This window comes from Alteromonas ulvae (assembly GCF_048987005.1).
Classification (GTDB): domain Bacteria; phylum Pseudomonadota; class Gammaproteobacteria; order Enterobacterales; family Alteromonadaceae; genus Alteromonas.
This window is the reverse complement of sequence record NZ_CP185261.1, coordinates 118,542-137,834: the sequence shown is the minus strand read 5'-3', so window position 1 is coordinate 137,834 and position 19,293 is coordinate 118,542. Positions and strand designations below refer to the sequence as shown.

Here is a 19,293-nt window from a genome sequence, read left to right as displayed (position 1 = left end):
AAAAGTTAGTTTTCTTTCTTATATACCACCTGCCCGTTGACGATAGTCATCACTACGTCCGCTGCCAGAATATCCGCTTCGTCTACTGTCATTAAATCGCGGTTAAATATGGTAAAATCCGCGTATTTACCCACTTCTATTGAGCCGCGCAGGTGCTCTTGAAATACGCCGTAGGCAGGCCAAATGGTGAGCATTTTAAGGGCGGTTGCTCTTGATACCGCCTGTTCTGGGTGCCAGCCTTCACCCGAGGTACCGTCCAGTCGCTTTCTAGCTACGGCAGCGTAAAACTCTATACGCGGGTCGCCTACTTCTACCGGCGCGTCAGACCCCGCGACCACTTTTAAGCCTTTATCAACCAGTGATTTCCATGGATACGCATAGGCTAGTCGAGCTTGGCCTAACCGAGCCCCTGCAAAGTTTAAATCGCCTATACCATGGCTAGGCTGCATTGAGGGGATAACGTGTAAATCTACAAAGCGCTGCTGATCTTGTGGCGTGATGATTTGCGCGTGCTCCATGCGCCAGCGCAAATCTTGGTGTGCCCATTCTTCTTTGGGCACCGTGTTATACGCCTCTTCGTACCAATTCAGCAGCGAGCGTACTGCTCTATCACCAATAACATGGGTTTGTACCTGCGCACCATGATGTAGCGCTTTATGCAATATGGGCACTAGGGCTTCTTGAGTAATGCGGTTCATAAACCCGTTGTGCGGTGCATCAGAATAGTTTTCTAATAGTGCCGCACCTCTCGAGCCCAATGTGCCGTCGATGAATACCTTGATCCCTCTTACATCAAACATATCATCGGCGGTTTTTTCACGCCCCCGAGTAAACAACTCTTCGGCCTGTAAAACGGGAATTGACGCATATACTCTGTGCAGCATGTCGCCTTCTTGATGAATTTGCTGCATTAAATCGACTAAGCGATACGGCATACCGGCGTCTTGGGTTTGTGTCCAGCCCATAGCCACATTGGCTTTTAACCCTCTTAGCAAATTGTCTTTTAAATAAGCGTCGGTGTCTTTAGGAATAATGTCGCGAAACACGTTCATAGCGTTGGCAAGTACGTAACCTGTTAGCGCCCCTGACTCGTCGCGCTCAAACTTGCCGCCTTCCGGGTCTGGCGTATGGCGGGTAACGCCGGCCAGTTCCAACGCTTTACTGTTTACCAGCGCAGACACACCGTCAGCACGTGGCATAAATAACGGCTTATTTGCGGTAAAACTATCTACATCGTGGCGACTTAAAAAGCGCTGTTCATCGGTCCATTCACGCTCTATCCACCCGCGACCTAGCACCCAACTGTTCTCAGGTACCTTACTTGCCCAGTTTTCTATTTCTTGTACAGTTTGTTGTAGCGTGGGCAACCCAAATAAGCTTAACGTTTTGGTGCGTTTACCTACGCCTTCTAAATGCTGATGGCTGTCAGTAAAGCCTGCAAACACAGTTTTCCCTGCCATATCGATACTGTTGGCGTTGCCGCACATATACTTTTGGGCTGCTTCGTTTGAGCCTACGAACACTATTTTATTACCTAAGCTCGCAACCGCTTGCGCCTTCCACTGTGCATCGTTTGCAGTGTATACGGTAGTATTGTGCAGTACTAAATCGGCTTTTTCGCATGTAGATGTCGATGTGAAAGAAGTTGTAGCGGGCGAGGTAACGGTTGCGGAGTAAGACGTTTTAGCAAGGCTTGGCTGAGCCGCGACCAACGCCGCTATAGACAATAAAATAGATAGTGTAGACATTCCTTTCTCTCTGTTTTTTCAGTGCTTTTTTTGCTTCACTCATTCGCAGTGAAACATTGGGGTTTATGCTAGCTAACCCGCATTAAAGCAAATGACTGGGCAAGCGATATAACAGGTGTGCAAAAATCACCCACCGCAGAAATAGTATTCTCAACAATACAACGTATAACACCATTGTTTGATAAGACTAACAATAGTTTCTTGTTTGCTTAGCGAACTTAACTCGCGTACGGAAACTGGTAAAGGCAGTATTATTTGTCGATATAAAAAGGCTACTTTTGAATTAGGTTCTTTTTTTGAGTGTTGTGCTATGTTTTTACAAAGAAACATAGGGGAGATTTTTATGTACGGCATGGTAAACAAATTTATTTCAACCACGGTTGTAAAACGCTATGGCGAGCAGGCGTGGAATGATATTAAAGCGTCTCATGATGACTATGAGTCGTCTTTTGTTGAAATGCAGCCTTATGCTGATGACGTCACCTTCGGCTTAGTGGGCGCTTGTGTTACTCACTTAAACGTTGATGCAGCAATTTTTTTACGCCAAATGGGTGAAGACTGGGTGAAAGAGACCTCTCAAGGTAGCTACCGCGCTATGTATGCCCTTGTGTCTGGCGGTGCATTTGAATTTCTATCTAATTTAAACAATATGCATCAGGTAATTTCTGCACAGTTAAAAGAGCTAGTGCCACCGTCATTTCTATGCAAGAAAAATGATGACGGCAGTATTACTATCCACTATTACTCTACCCGAGACGGGTTAGAACCTTTTGTAGAGGGCTTGTTACTAGGCGTGTGTAACTTCTTCAATGAGCCAGCCACTATTACGTTTGTAGAGGCGAAAACAGAAGACACACCGTTTAGCACGTTTCGTATTAACTTTGTTTAGGAAGCACTTTGCAAATTCATACCTTTCAGTTTGAGCTAGACCAGCAGCTCAACATCAAAAGTTTTTCGCCGACATTTGGCAAAGTTTGCAAGCAATTGCATGAAAATATGCCCTTGTTAAGTGCGTTTGAATTGGTAACACCAAAAATTCCGGTAAGTAAGCAATTTCTTACTATGTTTAACGGACAGCTAGTGACTATTTGCCCGTGCGACAAGAAAGACTTTGTTTTTAGTGGCGTGTTTTACCAAATTCCTACCGGATATTGTTTTATTGGTTATCCGCAGCTTACCGAAATGGGTAAGCTGGCAGAAATGGGGTTATCACTCTCCGATTTTGTTAATCACGACCCTATTAATTTCTACATCGGTACGCTTCAACTAAAAGAAAGCATGTATGAGGATGTAAGAAAACTTAATAAAGACTTGAAAGCCAGTGCAGAGCATCTCGAATCTTTGGTAGATCAACGTACCAAAGAGTTACTTCAATCTGAAAAAATGGCCTCTATAGGTACCCTCGCGGCTGGTGTTGCCCATGAAATTAACAACCCTATTGGCTTTTTGCTGAGCAACCTCTCTAGTCTTGATGAGTATATGCAAAACATAGTTCCATTAGTCATGGCACTGTCTAATTTATCTGAGACTGACAAAAAACACATTGAGGGTATGTCGCAAACCAGTATTAATTGGAGCGACTTGGCGTTTATGGCTGAGGATATCTCCCCTCTTATTCAAGAAAGTGTAGAGGGCGCTCAACGCGTTAGCAAAACCGTGTCTGGATTACGTAGTTTTGCCCACCCCTCTGACTCGAAGCAGGAACAGGTGTCTATTCAATCGGCTATTGATCTGGCCATATCACTGGTTCGCAATGAATTAAAATACAACGCCGTGCTGCACTATGAACCAGGCGACGACTGTTATGTTACGGGTAATTTAACCGAGCTTAGCCAGGTGTTTGTTAACCTACTGGTCAATGCAGTACATGCAATTGGTGAAAACGGGGCTATTGAAATAGATATTAGGCCCACAAATGAAGACGTTGTAGTAAGCGTTAAAGACAACGGCTGCGGCATTCCACCGGAAAACATTAACAAACTTTTCCAGCCGTTTTTTACCACCAAAGAAATTGGTACCGGTACCGGGCTAGGCCTCGCGATAAGCCACGGAATTATTGAAAGCCACAACGGCAAAATAAGCATTGAAAGTCAGATGGGCGAAGGCACTTGTTTTACTATTACGCTGCCCGCCGCTCGTGTATAGCGCCTCGTTGATAAATACGTTTTAGCAAGTGCCAGCGCTAGCCCCTACGAAGTGCTCATAGAAATACGGGCCAGCGCCGACGCTTTAGTATTTACGCATCGTGTCTACAGAAAACTCAATCACAGAGTAGCCACACAAACCCTATGATTGCTCTACCCCTGACATAGCAATATCTACCGCACTTTTTCCCATGGTTTGATTGCCAACATATTGGGGGTCGAACGCAGTGCGAGTAAAAATACGACGAACTAAAGGCTCGAAATGCGACAATGGCTTGGTGGGATAATCTGGGTCGAAAGACGCCTGATCCCATTTCTCACAAAAATCTACGCACGACTGATACCACGGGTGGTCTTTTAAATAGTCACGTTCATTTCTGTCGCCACCTAAATGATGGGCGTAATAGAAATTTTGAAATAAACCGTGCTGATTAATGACCCACGTCACTTCAGGGCGCACGTAAGGACGTAAAATAGAGGCCGCAAACTGAGAGTGATTGTGCGGCGCTAAATCATCGCCTAAATCGTGAATAAGGGCAGCAAGGATCATCTCATCATCTGCTCCGTCTTCTTCTGCCCGCGAAGCCGATTGCAGCGAGTGCTCTAATCGCGACACCTGATAGCCAGAGAGCGTGTGCTCTAATTGCGCTAGCGCCTTTAAAATTCTATCGGGCAGCCCTTTGGCAAAGTCATCTTCGTGCTTATCAAGAAATTCAAACTCTTCTTTCGTGCCGTCTTTCATTTGTTTGAATGCTACGGTTTCCATACAGCTCCCCTTATTGACCACTCATTTTTTGCTTTAACAATTTATAACGCCCTTTCGGTGCATCGTAATCGATATAAGCGCCGTGCAGGTGACGCAAACCTTTGTTCGGGTCGAAACCTGTTCTTCCGTGTAACACGCGGGTATTGTGAAACATCTGCAGCTGACCTGGCTGCAAACAGAATTTCCACTCAAACTCTGGCGAACTCAGTAGCTGCCCCAAGCGCTTACGGGCATTGTGAAAAGTAATGAGGTCGTCATCGCTCAACAACGGTAAATTGTCTAAACGGGGGCTGTAGGCAATGCCAGTTACTTTTCCGGTCGCATCAGATTCAATAATGGTGCGCCGCTCCACCAAATCAACTTCGCTATCGAAATGACGAAAACGCACCGGCACTTCGCTAAGCATTTTGTAGCCCTCTGGCTGCTCTTTCTTTAGCTGCTCTAGTACAGATAAACTGTCCACCAGCGTTGATAAGCCCTCACCCGCCTGATTTTGTAAGCAATGCAGTAGTTGAATTCCTGGCATTGGATCGCGATACGGGTTATCGGTATGCGGCCCAAGTGGCACCGAGCGATACGCTAAGTCGCTTGAATTAGGGCGGGAATAAACTTCAAAAGATTTACCAAAATTGGTTTCTCTTACGTGGCCAAAAATCTCGGCAACCTCAATGGTGGCCTCAAGATTCTGCGGCACGTCATCAACAATGATAACGCCATAGGTGAGAAACTTTTCAATACCTGCAATAAGCCCTTTATCTGAATGCAGCGAATGATAGTCCACATGAAAAACCGACTTGTCGATATCACTTTTCCAAGGACGTGGGGCTGGAGCGCCATCAAGATGATCGAAATCGGCGTTAAACTCGCTGAGGTCGTACTCACCGCTGTACCCATCGCTGAAGGTTAAGCTGGCACGTAGCTCACTTCTCTTTTCCACCCGTGTTAGTGCTAAATCGGTATCTAGCTGATGCGGATCGAACAGGCGATGTTTGGTTGTCTTATCCACGTTTTCCGTATCCTGACAACGCTCTCTTAGCCACAGCGCTGGTAATGAGATTTCTTTGCCATCAATGGAGGCCAGTACGCGAGCTTGTTGTTCATCTATGCGGTAATTGAGTGTTTGCACCTGTTGCACTTTTGATTTTTCCTCTGTGAAATGTCAGGCTGCGAGTATCAAGCAAAATTACCTAGTAACACAGTAGCTACGACTTATAGGAAACATGCAAATTCATTATGAAGCAGCGCAACGAACCACCAACACTGAATAGCCTTATTGCGTTTGATGCTACCGTAAAGCACGGTTCGATGACCCTTGCTGCTGAAGAATTAGGCATAAGCCAGCCCCTAGTGTCGCAGCGAATACGGGCATTGGAAGAGGTACTTGGCGGTGTGTTAGTTAATAGGGAGCACAAACCTACGTCTCCCACCATGGCCGGCATGAAATACTATAATGAAATAGAAAAGGCCCTTGCCACTATTCAGCGAGCCACAGATAGCGCAAAAACTGACTTTAACGATTTCAGAACCAAAATTTCTATTAGCGCCTATTTTGGGTTTGCGTTTCATTGGTTAATGCCAAGGCTGCAGCGTTTACAGCAAGCCTTTCCCGATTACCTATTTGAAATTCAGCCAACAAACAGCTTATCTGATCTTCTCGCTTCACAAGCAGACATTGTTTTTCACTACTCAAGCTTGGCGGGTAAATATGAATACGAACATATGATGATTGAGGAAGAGGTGTTTCCAGTGTGCTCACCTGAGCTTGCAGACAAGCTAGGCCTTAAAGCTGGACAAAACCTGACTGATTTAAGCAATATACCTTTGCTTCACAAGGATGTTGACGACCCTCGCTGGCCTAATTGGAAAAGCTGGTCGAAGGGCGTAAAAATAAAGCCTTCCACCAACCCTATTGTGTTTCGTTATAACAATTTCCCATTAATTGTTGAGGCCGCTGTGGCTGGGCAAGGTTTATGCCTTGGCTGGAAAGGCTTAATCACTTCGTTTATCGAAGAGGGAAAGCTCATTCCACTTGGCCCTAGCTTAACGTCGCCAGGCCGTGGCTATACCATTTGCTCCAACTATCACTCTACCTTCGCTATTGGCAATGTTATTAAATGGCTGGTGAAAGATGCTTAGGAGGTAAGAAATGCAACGTCTTTTTTCAAACCCAACTATTAAAAAGGCGATAACGCTTAAGCCAACATACCTACAAGACAATGTTTAATTTATAGGTATTAGCAGTTCAGCTAATTCCGCTGGACTATTTATATTGGCAAATTCTTTTTCATCGCCTCTGTATTTTGCGGCGCTAGCACCAACAGCATTTATAACATTGCGTACCGACGGTGAAGGCGTTAGCATGACTAGTTCACTCAGTATTATTGCGTTGCTGAACGATATTGGTATCACCAACGGTAAGTAATATTGCTCATAATAATAAGCGCATTGATGTTGTTGTGATAGTTGAATGAGCGTAGTTAAGTTGTTGGGCTTTAAAAAAGGCATATCGACGGGAATGAATAAAGCATACCCCTTTATAGCTTGGGTTTGCGTCAAATAGTCCTCACTTTCAAGGCAATGCGAGTATGAGTGCGTTACTAACTCACAAATAGCCCGACCAGGCCCTAAACCTTGATTATTTTCGTGAACATCAGCAAAACGACCACCCACTACAACATGGTGGTGTACTTGCGTATGGCTCATTAGATCGTGGGCCGTTTGCAGCATGCTACGTCCGGCAACGGTGACCGTTGCCTTGTCTTTACCCATTCTCGAAGAACGCCCACCGGCTAGTATAAAGCCAGTGCATTGCTGCGCCTGCGATATAGCTAAATTTTTGTCATCCGTTACTACTGGCATAGCGAATATGTCACCCTTAAAACTTAGTTGAAACCCACACCCAAACTCGGTCGGTATCAACGCTAAAGTCATCTGCTGAATAGTTGGCGTATTTAACACCAAGGTTAAACTTTTCGGCCACTTTGGTCGTGTATAACAGGTTTATTTCACTGCCTAAATCATCAATCGCTACAGATGCTTCATCGGCATCGAACTGATGGTAAATGGCGGTCCATTTTCCCCCTGCAAACTTAGCTGAAATAGTGGCCGACACGTCTTTTAACCCTTGTGCAGGTGTGCCTAAAAATTGATCTGACCAACCGTTGAATTTGTGTAGTGTCGCTAAGGGAGTGGCAAACCCATAGTTACCCTCATCAGAGCCTAGTACTTCGTAGCCCAGCTTTGCGGTTATGCCTGACACTACTGCACCGGCCTCTAACAATAGATAGTTAGCATCAAAGTCACTAGTCGCATTTTCAGAGCTTTGCTTAGCAACTTCTGCGGTATATAGCCATTTAGCAGAATCGGTTGCATACGAGCCCGCATAACGAATACCGTAGGTATCTAATGCGTTGTCGGTATCATTGTCTATTTCGAGTAAATACGCATAGGCGGTTAATTTACCTATGTTGTTGCTGTAGCTAACATTAAGAAAATGGTCCTTTGAATCAAAGTCTGCGGCTTCTGCAAAGATACGATTTCGCTGATTAACATAAACATAGAAAGCGTTAATGTTATCGCTCACTTTATAGTTAACAGATATACCATCGAAGGTTTGACGGTCTTGACGCCAGGCCACGCTGCCAATAAATCGATGCGTATCAAGCGCGATAACCTGCCGCCCTGCTTTTATTTTGATGTTGTCACTTCTGTATTGAATATAGGCTTGATCAAGCTCGGTGGTTTCGGGGTCCGCAATGACTGAATACTCACCAAGGTTATATCCCGTGGGCCCGACAGTATAATCACCTTGCCCGAGCACTATTCTGCTGTCTTCCATTTCTACTTTAAACGAGAAGCCGTTGTACTCACCCGATTCAATACCGGCAAAAGTACGCAACGTTAATGCATTAGCGTCACTTAGCGCATTGTCTTGAGACGCGCCTTCATAACGTAAGTAAAAGTCTGCACTTGCTTTGATGTCTGACAGCGCTTCGTACCAATCTGCCGCATGAACTAGTGGCGCTAACGCCATTGCAAGGCCAATGGAGAGTACCGCCTGATTACCTATTTTTGCTGCAATTTTCATAGTGAATTCCTAAATTTAGTGTGAGAAAGCCTGACCCGGCCTCAAAGAGTCGAGCTAACTTATTGTTTTTATTATTTGTTGCTATTAAGTGCTATGCAGCGTCGCTATTTTTTGCCGCGTTGTTTTGCTTTGTTTTTTTGTAATTTGAAACTGGCTCAACTTTTTTTTGCTTTTCGTACAAGAAGGTAAGTACCTCATGCCGGTAATGGTTGTATTCTGGCTTGTCCGCCAGTACTAAACGGTCTCGAGGGCGAGGTAGATTTACATCAAGAACTTCACCGATAGTGGCCGACGGCCCATTTGTCATCATCACGATGCGGTCAGAAAGCAACACTGCTTCATCCACATCATGCGTGATCATGATAACCGTGTTACCAAGTTCGGCATGAATATCCATTAAGGAGTCTTGTAAGTGCGCCCGAGTAAGTGCATCTAGCGCGCCGAAGGGCTCGTCCATCAGCAATACTTTTGGCTCCATGGCTAGGGCACGAGCAATGCCCACCCGCTGTTTCATGCCTCCCGAAATTTCTGAAGGAAGCTTATCAAGTGCATGGGTCATATGAACGAGTTCAAGGTTATGCAAAATCCAATCGCGGATCTCTTTTTTTGATTTACCCTTCTGCGTTTGTTTAACCGCGAGTTCCACGTTTTTATACACAGATAGCCACGGCAGCAGCGAATGATTTTGAAACACAACAGCACGTTCTGGCCCGGGCTCTTTCACCTCGCTACCATCTAATATTACGCCGCCATTCGTAGCCTGATGTAGGCCTGCCACAATGTTTAGTACTGTTGACTTGCCACATCCCGAATGACCGATTAGAGAAATAAACTCACCTTTTCTTATTTTCAGATTTACATCGGTCAGTGCGGTAAAAGGTCCTTTAGGAGTGGGGAAATTAATACCCACTTGCGATAGCTCTAAATGTTTGTTTTGCATAATTTATTCCTCTTCTAAGCGTTGCTAACTTATCGCAACACCGCGTTTTTATCCCAGCTTGCGAAGCGCTGAACGGCTAACATCAAACGATCGAGCATGAAACCAATAATACCGATGGTAATAACGGCCACCATAATTCGGGCTAACGATTCAGAACTACCATTTTGAAATTCATCCCACACAAATTTACCCAACCCAGGATTTTGGGCCAGCATTTCAGCAGCGATCAGCACCATCCAGCCAATGCCTAGCGACAAACGCAAGCCCGTAAATATCATAGGAATAGAAGCTGGCAGAACAATTTTTTGTACATGCTTTAAAGGCGTTAATCGCAAAACTTTGCTCACGTTAACTAAGTCTGCATCGATATTTGAAACACCTACTGCCGTATTCACCAACGTTGGCCATAAGCAGCACAAAGACACGGTAACTGCAGAGGTGATAAACGATTTCGAAAACATGGGATCGTTGCTGACATAAAGGGCACTAACTACCATTGTTACCAACGGTAGCCAGGCCAAGGGAGAAACTGGTTTAAATATTTGAATAAGCGGATTCATCGCAGCGTAAGCAGACTTACTGAGACCGCACAAAATACCTGCCGGCACTGCTATAATGCTAGCGATAAAAAAGCCCACCATAACCGTGTATAAGCTAGTCCAAATTTGGTCGAAAAACGTGGGCGCGCCAGTAAACTCACGAATTTTAGGCACGTAGCTTTCATCTTGCGCTACGCGCTGGGCATTTCGCACCTCTTGACGTTCGTAAAAGGCCGCGGCTTTATCTCGCTGCGCATTGTGTTCGCTCACCAGCACAATACTCTGCTCCCATACCTGTGCCGGCCCTGGAAATTGCCCTAGCGACGTATCAATAGATTTTGAAACGCCATTCCACACGGCTAAAAATAATAGAATACCGACGAGTGGCATGAGCAATTTAGGTAGCATTGAAATAAGGCTCGTTATCCTGCTTTTCCCGTCTAGCTGGCCAATTTGGCTTACCGCCTGTACCGATTTACTCATGATTATGTCTCTATATGTCTAGGTCGACACGGTTAAAGTACCGTGTCGCCTTTAAGTCCAATTGAAAATTGCTCGAGATAACCGTTTGGCTTTGTTCCGTCAAACGTTACATTGTCGATAAATTCAGTTTGCGGCGGTTTAAAACCAGTCTCAGAAGCAAAGTCGGGGAAGTCTGACGCTTTGGCTAGTCCATCCTTGATAAGTGCTTGTGCAGCCTTGGTGTAAATATCAGGGCGATAGACATTTTTGGCAGTGTCTAAATACCAATTGTCAGATTTAGGCTCAGAAATTTGGCCCCAACGACGCATTTGTGTGAGGTACCAAATAGCATCGCTGTAGTAGGGATAGGTGGCGTTGTGACGGAAAAATACGTTGAAGTCAGGTATATTGCGCTTATCGCCTTTTTCGTATTCGAAAGTGCCGGTCATACTGTTGGCAATAACCTCTTCATCGGCGCCTACATAGCTGCTTTTCGCGAGCATTTTTACGGCTTCAGGACGGTTGGCATTATTGTTGGCATCAAGCCACATAGCAGCACGGATCATCGCCTTTACCACACGAATGTGCGTGTTTGGATTTTCTTCCGCCCACTGACTGCTTACACCGAATACTTTTTCTGGGTTGTTTTTCCAGATTTCATAGTCGGTGATCACCGGCACACCGATGTCTTTAAATACCGCCTGCTGATTCCATGGTTCGCCCACGCAGTACCCATTAATTGTGCCAGCTTCCATTGTGGCAGGCATCTGAGGTGGTGGTGTTACAGATAGAAGTGCTTGGGCATCGATTTGACCTGAGGTATCCCCTTTATGCGGTGCGTAATACCCGGGATGAATTCCTCCCGCCGCTAGCCAATAACGAAGTTCGTAGTTATGCGTAGAAACCGGAAACACCATACCCATTTTAAACGGTTTGCCCGCTTCTTTATAACTGTCTACAACGGGTTTTAGGTAATCAGCTTTGATAGGGTGAACCGGCTTTCCATCTTCATGAGGAATCGCCTTTTTCATATCAGCCCACACATCGTTCGACACAGTAATGCCGTTGCCGTTTAAGTCCATGCTAAAAGCAGTGACAATATGAGACTGCGTACCATAACCAACAGTGGCGCCTAGTGGTTGCCCGGCTAACATATGCGCGCCATCAAGCTGACCATCTATTACTCTGTCTAACAGGACCTTCCAGTTTGCTTGCGCTTCCAATGTGACATACAGCCCTTCGTCTTCGAAGTATCCTTTCTCGTAAGCTACTGCCAGTGGTGCCATATCAGTCAGCTTAATAAATCCGAATTTAAGCTCTTCTTTTTCTGGCCATCCAAGTTCTTGCGCGTTCACAGTAGTAACCGATGCCAACTGCGATACTGAAAATAATGCAGCGACTAGAGAGAGTGAGCCAGCTGGGTTTCTACGTTTCTTATTTGCAATGATTGATAACATTTACTTTCCTTTAGCCAAAAAAAAACCCACCCGCTATGGATAACCGTGTTATCAATCGCGGGTAGGCTTCGTTGCCGAATGTTTTGTTACTATGACGAATTAGCAAAACACTAAATTTTGTTTGAAAGCTCGTTTTAATAAAAACACGTACTGTGGTTGAGCTTTCTGTGTGTGACAAAGGTGAATTAAACACCCTCAACAACACGACTTACCTTATACTAATCACGTTTAGTGCCAAAAAGATAAAGCTCTATTTTTTCATACCCTTAGCTTAATAACTTCTTTTTACACTTGTTGATATGACTGAATGTAGTGCATTTGCTGCACAATAATCATACATTACTGTTGTATTCTCAAAGCCAGGTTATGGGGCTTCAAGCTAACAATACCTCTACTACTTTACTGCGCTCTCGTTCATTAACTCTGCCGACACAGATTGTCGCGCCGTTACCACCTCACCAATAATTACCAGTGCAGGACCCGCAACTACCGCATCAAGAACTCGTTGATAAATAGTGGCTATTGTACCGGTGACCACTTGCTGCTCAGGGCAACACGCATTTTCTATTACCGCAACAGGTAACCCACTATCAATACCTTCGTCGATAAGCTTTTCAGATAGCTGCTGCAACCGCTTAAGCCCCATGTAAATAACGGTTGTTTCATGTTTTGCACTGTTGGCAATAGCGGCCCAATCGGCCTGCTTTTCTGGGTTTTGAAATTGCGCGGTCATAAATTTTACCGACTGAGCAAATCGTCTATCGGTAAGGGGAATACCCGTATAGGCAGAGGCGCCAGAGGCCGCCGTAATGCCCGGCACAATGGCAAACTTGATACCTGCATTGTGAAGCGCTGTTGTTTCTTCACTCGTACGCGCAAAAATGGCAGGGTCGCCGCCTTTAAGTCGCACTACTCGCTTGCCTTCAAGGCCAAGTTCAACCAATCGCTGGCAAATCATAGCTTGTGGCATGCTGTGTTTACCGCACCGCTTACCCACAAACTCTTTACTGATATGCCGCGGTATACAGTCTAAGACTGACTGGCTAACCAACCAATCAAACAATACCACATCGGCAGTTTGTAAAAGGCGGTGCGCTTTAAGGGTTAAAAGCTCGGCGTCACCGGGACCGGCGCCAACGATAAACACCTCGCCCTCGCTCCTGTTTTTTCTCCCATTTCGCGTACTAGATGGCGTGGTCGAGTCAATTCGTGTATCGCGATTAACAAACGCGCTTTGAATACGAAATAGGGCGCTGTGTAAAGCACCAGAGAAAGCATGTAATCGAGCGTTCATAATAGGGTTTCCTCCGTCACCGATGTATTTGCAGGTGCGCTATCATTGTTGGATACAGATAACGTGCTGGCTTTGTTGTTAGCACAAAGCAATGACGCCAACTCTGTTTTACATGAACCACAGTTAGTTCCACATTTCAGTGCATCACCTAAGCCGCTAACACTGTTATTGCCTTGCTCAATAGCTGTAGTAATGGTTTTTTCTCGCACGCTAAAACAACTGCATACAATTTTACCTAACATAAAAGCTTCGTCGGGCTGCTGGTTTAATAAGCTGTTGATTTGTGCCTGAGTAAGCGCATGGTCGCTGTCGAATAAATTTTCTAGCCACTCGGTAGGAATAGATACCGACGTTGTATTGAGCATGATGCTCAACACCATTTTTCCTTTCCGTGTGGCGACCAAAGCGCTTTGCTTTTCACATTGAAAGGTATACCACTGGGTATGTTGTGGCAGCAGCGGCATTATCTTATTTAATAACGGCATTGGAGAGATAATGTCGGCAATTTGGGTATACGCTTTACTGCCTGAGGTGGTATCGAGCCAGTAAAAACATGACGTTTTTATAGCATCAACCAAAGCGCTTTCACCAAAAAGGATACCCGTTGTGGCAGCGTTAAACAAAGTAGCGCTGACCGCGCCGTGCTTCAACTCAGGCTGACCCGATAGTGCATCGTTTGCACCGTTAAGAAGTGCACCCACTTTGCAATGCGACCCCCACGTGGCCGACCAATGAAAAGGAGCGAACAACTCGCCAACTCGCTGCCTATCATCCAGCTTGGCAGGTAATATTACCTTGATACTGTCACTGCAAGCCGCGTGAAGTTCAACGAGCGAACCCTCGCTAATACCTTTTAGTTTTGCGTCATCTGGATGAATACTTAGCCAGGGCCGATCGATATGTTTAAGTAAACGCGACGCGTTGCCAGTGCGCGTCATAGTGTGCCACTGATCGCGCACCCGCCCTGTATTAAGAATATAAGGGTACTGCGTGCTGGTTTGTTGTTCAGGTTTTTGAGGCGTTATTGCCATAAAACGGGCTTTGCCGTCTTTGGTGTAATACCCACCATTGGAGAATAATCGCTCGCGGCCTATGCGATGTGCCGATTCAAGGGGCCATTGCTGAGGCCGCAACGCGTCATACTCAGCTACCGTTAAATTGGCAAGCGGGCCTAAATCAAGCGCACGAGCGCCATTATTATTTGCAGAGGTTAGCGCGCAGTGCTCGTTAAAAATTTGCTGCGGATGATGATAATTAAAGGCATCGTTAAACCCCATAGCGCGCGCCACCATACTGATGATTTGCCAGTCGTGTTTTGCCTCGCCAATAGGGGCTAGTAAGCCGCGCTGCCTTGAGATGCGTCGCTCAGAATTAGTAACGGTGCCGTTTTTTTCAGACCATCCTGTAGCGGGCAATACAATATCAGCAAAGCGCAGCGTATCATTTTTAGCCGCAGTCTCAGACACAATCACTAATTCACAATTGAGCAGTGCTTTTTCAACCAGAGCTCTGTTTGGCATGCTTGCTACGGGGTTGGTTGCCATTATCCACAAGCATTTAAGTTTGCCATCGGCAGCCGCCTGAAACATATCAACTGCTTTTAAGCCCGGCTTTGTCACTAAATTTGGCGCCTGCCAAAACGCACTTACCGTGTGGTGGTGCTCAGGGTTTTCAATATCCATATGCGCCGCCAGCATAGTAGATAAACCGCCGACTTCTCGCCCGCCCATTGCGTTGGGCTGGCCGGTAATTGAAAACGGACCACACCCCTCTCGGCCTATTTTTCCGCTGGCTAAGTGGCAGTTAATAATCGCGTTTCCTTTATCCACACCAGTGGTAGATTGATTAATACCCATCGAAAAGAAGCTGATGACTCGCGGCAATTCAGCAAACCACCTAAACAGGGTTTTTAAGTGCTCTTGTGGTACATCGCATGCGTCAGAAACGTTTGCCAGCGACCACTGTGACGCAGCATCTAGTGCATCATCAAAGCCTTTTGTAGATGCTTCAATGAATGGTTTATCTAAGGCGTTATTGTCTGCTAAGTAATGCAGCAAACCGCAAAATAATGCGCTGTCGGAGCCTGGACGAAGGGCTATATGTAGGTCAGCTAGCGTGTTGCTGTCGGTGCGACGAGGGTCGATGATGACAACCTTCATTGCAGGGTTTCTAAGCTTAGCGCGCTCAATACGCTGATAAAGTACAGGGTGTGTCCACGCCGCATTACTGCCTATCAAAATCAGTAAGTCAGTGTGCTCTAAATCGTCGTAGTTACAGGGCACAATATCTTCACCAAAGGCACGCTTATAGGCCACTACCGCCGATGACATACATAGTCTCGAATTTGTGTCGATATTCGCCGTGCCAATAAAGCCTTTCATCAACTTATTGGCCACGTAGTAATCTTCTGTCAGCAGCTGCCCCGAGCCATACAATCCAATAGCATCAGGCCCATGCTTTTCAATAATCTGCCTTAAACGCCCAGCAATCTCGTTAGTTGCCGTGTCCCATGTAGCTACTTGACCAAAAACAAGAGGTTGAGTTAAGCGTTTGTGCTTATCAAGAGTTTCTAATAAGTGGGTGCCCTTAATACACAGTCGGCCGTAATTCGCAGGGTGTTCAGGGCTTCCCGTAAGTTGGCTTAACTGCCCTTGCATACCACCACGCTGAATAACATCGACACCACATCCAACGCCACAATAAGGACACGTAGTTTGCAGTAACCTGTCGCCTTGGAAAGCGTGGTTGGGTAAAGTGGCTGTTGGTGTTGTAGTCATAATTAGTCTAATTCGCTAATGTGCTATAACGTCGCGATAAAAACACGGTTTTGGTCAACCCGCACTTCATATGATGGTATGCTGACATCGTCTCGTTCTAAGCATTGTCCCGTGGCAAGTACGTAATGCTCTTTGTACAGTGGCGATGCCACTACAATATTGCCCTGTAAAGTGCCCACAATACCGCGATACAAAACATTAGCCTGCCCAATCGGATCCCAATTACTAACACCAAAATATTGGGTATTTCCCTCAATCTGAATTTTAAAAAGGGCTATTTGCTTACCCTCAAGCAGCACGCACACCCCACTATTTGTGACAAGGTCGTCGGTATGACACACATCGTTCCACGTTGTTAATACCTCAGCCTGAGCCTGCATAAATTTCTCCTAAATGATATCTACTGGAATGGCTTGTTGACCTGCGTATTTTTCGGCGCTGGTGGCAGGACGAATTTGATCTCTTTCGGTAACAAACTGAATGTTTGAGTCGGCTTCGTCGCTGTTTACAAACTGGCGGAACCGTTTAAGCGCCTCAGGCGATTCAATGGTGGTTTTCCATTCGCACTGATAGCTGTCGGTGATATGTTGCATTTGAGCCTCAAGGTCGTCACAAATACCAAGCGAATCGTCGATAACCACCGACTTGAGGCAGTCCAACCCACCTTCAAGATTCTCCATCCACACCGAGGTGCGCTGAAGCCGATCGGCAGTTTTTGTGTAAAACATAAGCACGCGGTCGATGTATTTCACCAGTGTTGCGTCATCTAAATCGGTGGCGAATAGGTCGGCATGGCGTGGCTTCATGCCACCATTACCACAAACGTAAAGGTTCCAACCGTTTTCCGTTGCAATAATGCCAATGTCTTTCCCTTGAGCCTCAGCGCATTCCCGTGTACACCCCGATACTCCAAATTTAATTTTATGCGGTGCACGTAGGCCCTTATAGCGGTTTTCTAAATCGATAGCTTGGCCAACTGAGTCTTGCACACCAAACCTACACCACGTGCTGCCCACACAAGATTTAACTGTACGTAACGACTTCGCATAGGCATGTCCAGTCTCAAAACCACCGGCCACTAACTTTTGCCAAATTGCAGGGAGTTGCTCTACGCGTGCGCCAAATAAGTCAACGCGCTGACCGCCTGTAATTTTGGTGTAAAGGTTGTATTCTTTTGCAACTTCGCCCAATAAAATGAGCTTATCTGGAGTAATTTCACCGCCAGCTACCCGCGGCACAACAGAGTAAGTGCCGTCTTTTTGCATGTTGCCCAAATACATATCGTTAGTGTCTTGAAGTGGCTGGTGCGCCTGACGGAGAATATAATCGTTCCATACCGACGCAAATATCGATGCTGCGGCCGGTTTACAAATTTCGCAGCCTAACCCTTTACCGTGCTTTTCAAGCAGTGCATCAAACGTCTCAATATTTTCTACCTGAATAAGATGATAGAGCTCTTGGCGAGTGTGATTGAAATGTTCGCAAATGGCTTTAGATACTTCTACGCCCCGTTTTTCTAGTTCAGCATCGACAACGTTTTTAAGTAATGCCGAACAACCTCCACAGCCTGTACTGGCTTTTGTGCACGATTTTATATCGCCTAAAGAGCAACTACCGCTTTCGATAGCCTCAACAATATCGCCTTTAGATACGTTATGACATGAACAAATAGTGGCGCTGTCGCCAAGAGCATCGGCCCCTAACAAGGGCTTGTCTCCTGAGGACGGTAATATAAGCGCTTCTGGTGCATCGGGCAGCGCAATGTTGTTTAGCGCATATTGCAACAAGGTATCGTAATCGCTGGTATCGCCGATAAGCACCGCGCCTAATACCTGTGTTTTAGTTTCATCGACAACAAGCTTTTTATACATGCCTGCAGGTTGGTCGTGGTAGGTGTACACGAGCGCCCCTGGGGTATTGCCATGAGCATCACCAATAGACCCCACTTCAACGCCCATTAGCTTGAGCTTGGTGCTCATATCCGCACCTGTAAATTCGCCTTCATTGTTAGTCAAACTAGCAACGGCGGCGCGGGCCATGGCGTATCCTGGCGCTACCAACCCGTAAATACGCTTTTCCCACAATGCACATTCACCAATAGCATATACATTAGGATCGGAGGTTATACATTGATTATCGATAACGATACCGCCGCGTTCACCCACTACTAAATCAAATTCACGGGCTAGCTGATCACTAGGTCGTATACCGGCAGAAAATAACACCATATCGGTCTCAAGATGTGAACCATCAGAAAATTTCATTCGGTAGCGGCACTGCTCGCCAGCCTCGATGACTTCCGTGGCTTTTTGTGTATGTACTTGTACGCCGAGCGCTTCAATTTTATCTTTAAGCAGTGTGCCTCCCATTGCATCAAGCTGCACCGCCATTAACTGTGGTGCAAATTCAACCACATGTGTTTCTAGGCCTGCAGATTTAAGCGCGTTTGCTGCTTCAAGCCCAAGTAGACCACCTCCCACAACAACGCCTATTTTACTTTGCGCTGCAGAGGCACTGATAGATTCAAGATCTTCAATGGTGCGATACACCAAACAATGTTCTTGCTCGTTGCCAGGAATAGGAGGTACAAAAGGGTAAGAACCTGTCGCCAGCACGAGTTTATCGTAGGGATATGAAGTACCGTCTTTAGTTGTCACGACTTGATGGGAACGATCAATATTAGTAACCCACGCACCGGTAACGGCATTCACCCCCCACTGCTGATACGTTTTTTCGTCGGTAAGTGCTAAATCGGCCGCGGTTTTACCCGTAAAGTACGACGATAAGTAAACACGATCGTAAGCTAACCGGCCCTCTCCACTTAACACAGTGATATGGTAGTCGGCTTTGCTGTTTATAAGTTGCTCAACAAAGTGATGGCCAACCATACCGTTGCCAATTATCACGATGCGTTGTTGCTGCTGTGAGGAAAGCGTCATCTCGTTCACCTTTATTTAAAGCAAAAAAAAGCCCGCAACCATTCCTGGTTGCGGGCTTCATTGCCTGATTAAGTACATTGTTAAATATGTTGCTACTCGATGATACACAGGTACCTAGTCGAGACTATGTAAATAATAAT

At 45.9% G+C, this 19,293-nt stretch carries 15 protein-coding genes and 2 pseudogenes; 3 read left to right on the top strand and 14 right to left on the bottom strand.

Annotated elements, in window-relative coordinates; all coding sequences use genetic code 11:
- Nucleotides 1–5: 5 nt before the first annotated feature.
- Nucleotides 6–1,748, bottom strand: coding sequence for an amidohydrolase (locus tag ACOJR9_RS00590; protein WP_420934508.1), 1,743 nt, complete (start codon nucleotides 1,746–1,748; stop codon nucleotides 6–8).
- 343 nt (nucleotides 1,749–2,091) lie between these two features.
- Here ACOJR9_RS00590 and ACOJR9_RS00585 point away from each other — a divergent pair, with 343 nt between their 5' ends.
- A complete protein-coding gene (locus ACOJR9_RS00585) occupies nucleotides 2,092–2,637 on the top strand; it encodes a heme NO-binding domain-containing protein (protein WP_420934507.1) in 546 nt (181 codons plus the stop codon).
- A gap of 8 nt (nucleotides 2,638–2,645) precedes the next feature.
- Entirely contained in the window at nucleotides 2,646–3,893 is a 1,248-nt protein-coding gene (locus ACOJR9_RS00580; protein WP_420934506.1) for a sensor histidine kinase, read from the top strand.
- A 141-nt stretch (nucleotides 3,894–4,034) separates the two neighbouring features.
- Here ACOJR9_RS00580 and ACOJR9_RS00575 read toward each other — a convergent pair whose 3' ends face one another.
- A complete protein-coding gene (locus tag ACOJR9_RS00575) occupies nucleotides 4,035–4,658 on the bottom strand; it encodes an HD domain-containing protein (protein WP_420934505.1) in 624 nt (207 codons plus the stop codon).
- 10 nt (nucleotides 4,659–4,668) lie between these two features.
- A complete protein-coding gene (locus tag ACOJR9_RS00570; RefSeq protein ID WP_420934504.1) occupies nucleotides 4,669–5,793 on the bottom strand; it encodes a TauD/TfdA family dioxygenase in 1,125 nt (374 codons plus the stop codon).
- Between the two features lie 98 nt (nucleotides 5,794–5,891).
- On the opposite strand from ACOJR9_RS00570, the gene ACOJR9_RS00565 reads away from it, so the two are divergent.
- Nucleotides 5,892–6,794 (top strand): LysR substrate-binding domain-containing protein, encoded by a 903-nt coding sequence (locus ACOJR9_RS00565; RefSeq protein WP_420934503.1) that lies wholly within the window; start codon nucleotides 5,892–5,894, stop codon nucleotides 6,792–6,794.
- 84 nt (nucleotides 6,795–6,878) lie between these two features.
- Here the strand turns inward: ACOJR9_RS00565 and mobA are convergent, their stop codons facing one another.
- From mobA to nirB, 11 genes and pseudogenes are all read right to left on the bottom strand, one after another.
- Nucleotides 6,879–7,517: a molybdenum cofactor guanylyltransferase gene (gene mobA / locus ACOJR9_RS00560; protein WP_420934502.1), complete on the bottom strand. Its 639-nt coding sequence runs from the start codon at nucleotides 7,515–7,517 to the stop codon at nucleotides 6,879–6,881.
- A 16-nt stretch (nucleotides 7,518–7,533) separates the two neighbouring features.
- Entirely contained in the window at nucleotides 7,534–8,745 is a 1,212-nt protein-coding gene (locus ACOJR9_RS00555; RefSeq protein WP_420934501.1) for an alginate export family protein, read from the bottom strand.
- Between the two features lie 91 nt (nucleotides 8,746–8,836).
- On the bottom strand, nucleotides 8,837–9,685 hold the full coding sequence (locus ACOJR9_RS00550; RefSeq protein ID WP_420934500.1) for an ABC transporter ATP-binding protein: 849 nt from the start codon (nucleotides 9,683–9,685) through the stop codon (nucleotides 8,837–8,839).
- Nucleotides 9,686–9,714: 29 nt separating this feature from the next.
- Complete coding sequence (locus ACOJR9_RS00545) at nucleotides 9,715–10,632, bottom strand: ABC transporter permease (protein WP_420936011.1); 918 nt, start codon at nucleotides 10,630–10,632, stop codon at nucleotides 9,715–9,717.
- A 107-nt stretch (nucleotides 10,633–10,739) separates the two neighbouring features.
- Nucleotides 10,740–12,143 carry a CmpA/NrtA family ABC transporter substrate-binding protein gene (locus ACOJR9_RS00540; RefSeq protein ID WP_420934499.1) on the bottom strand — a complete coding sequence of 468 codons (1,404 nt, stop codon included), beginning with the start codon at nucleotides 12,141–12,143 and terminating at the stop codon, nucleotides 10,740–10,742.
- 394 nt (nucleotides 12,144–12,537) lie between these two features.
- Entirely contained in the window at nucleotides 12,538–13,437 is a 900-nt protein-coding gene (cobA, locus tag ACOJR9_RS00535) for a uroporphyrinogen-III C-methyltransferase (RefSeq protein ID WP_420934498.1), read from the bottom strand.
- The gene (locus tag ACOJR9_RS00530; protein WP_420936010.1) at nucleotides 13,434–13,679 is read right to left on the bottom strand and encodes a (2Fe-2S)-binding protein; all 246 of its coding nucleotides are present in this window, start codon (nucleotides 13,677–13,679) and stop codon (nucleotides 13,434–13,436) included. Before ACOJR9_RS00530 ends, cobA begins: the two co-directional genes overlap by 4 nt.
- Nucleotides 13,680–14,138: 459 nt before the next feature.
- A pseudogene (locus ACOJR9_RS00525) lies at nucleotides 14,139–14,375 on the bottom strand (molybdopterin dinucleotide binding domain-containing protein); the annotation flags it as partial.
- 405 nt (nucleotides 14,376–14,780) lie between these two features.
- Nucleotides 14,781–16,094 (bottom strand): annotated as a pseudogene (locus ACOJR9_RS00520) (molybdopterin-dependent oxidoreductase); the annotation flags it as partial.
- Nucleotides 16,095–16,237: 143 nt separating this feature from the next.
- Nucleotides 16,238–16,594, bottom strand: a complete 357-nt coding sequence (nirD, locus tag ACOJR9_RS00515) for a nitrite reductase small subunit NirD (RefSeq protein WP_420934497.1) — start codon at nucleotides 16,592–16,594, stop codon at nucleotides 16,238–16,240.
- Between the two features lie 9 nt (nucleotides 16,595–16,603).
- Entirely contained in the window at nucleotides 16,604–19,153 is a 2,550-nt protein-coding gene (nirB, locus tag ACOJR9_RS00510; protein WP_420934496.1) for a nitrite reductase large subunit NirB, read from the bottom strand.
- Nucleotides 19,154–19,293 lie beyond the last annotated feature (140 nt).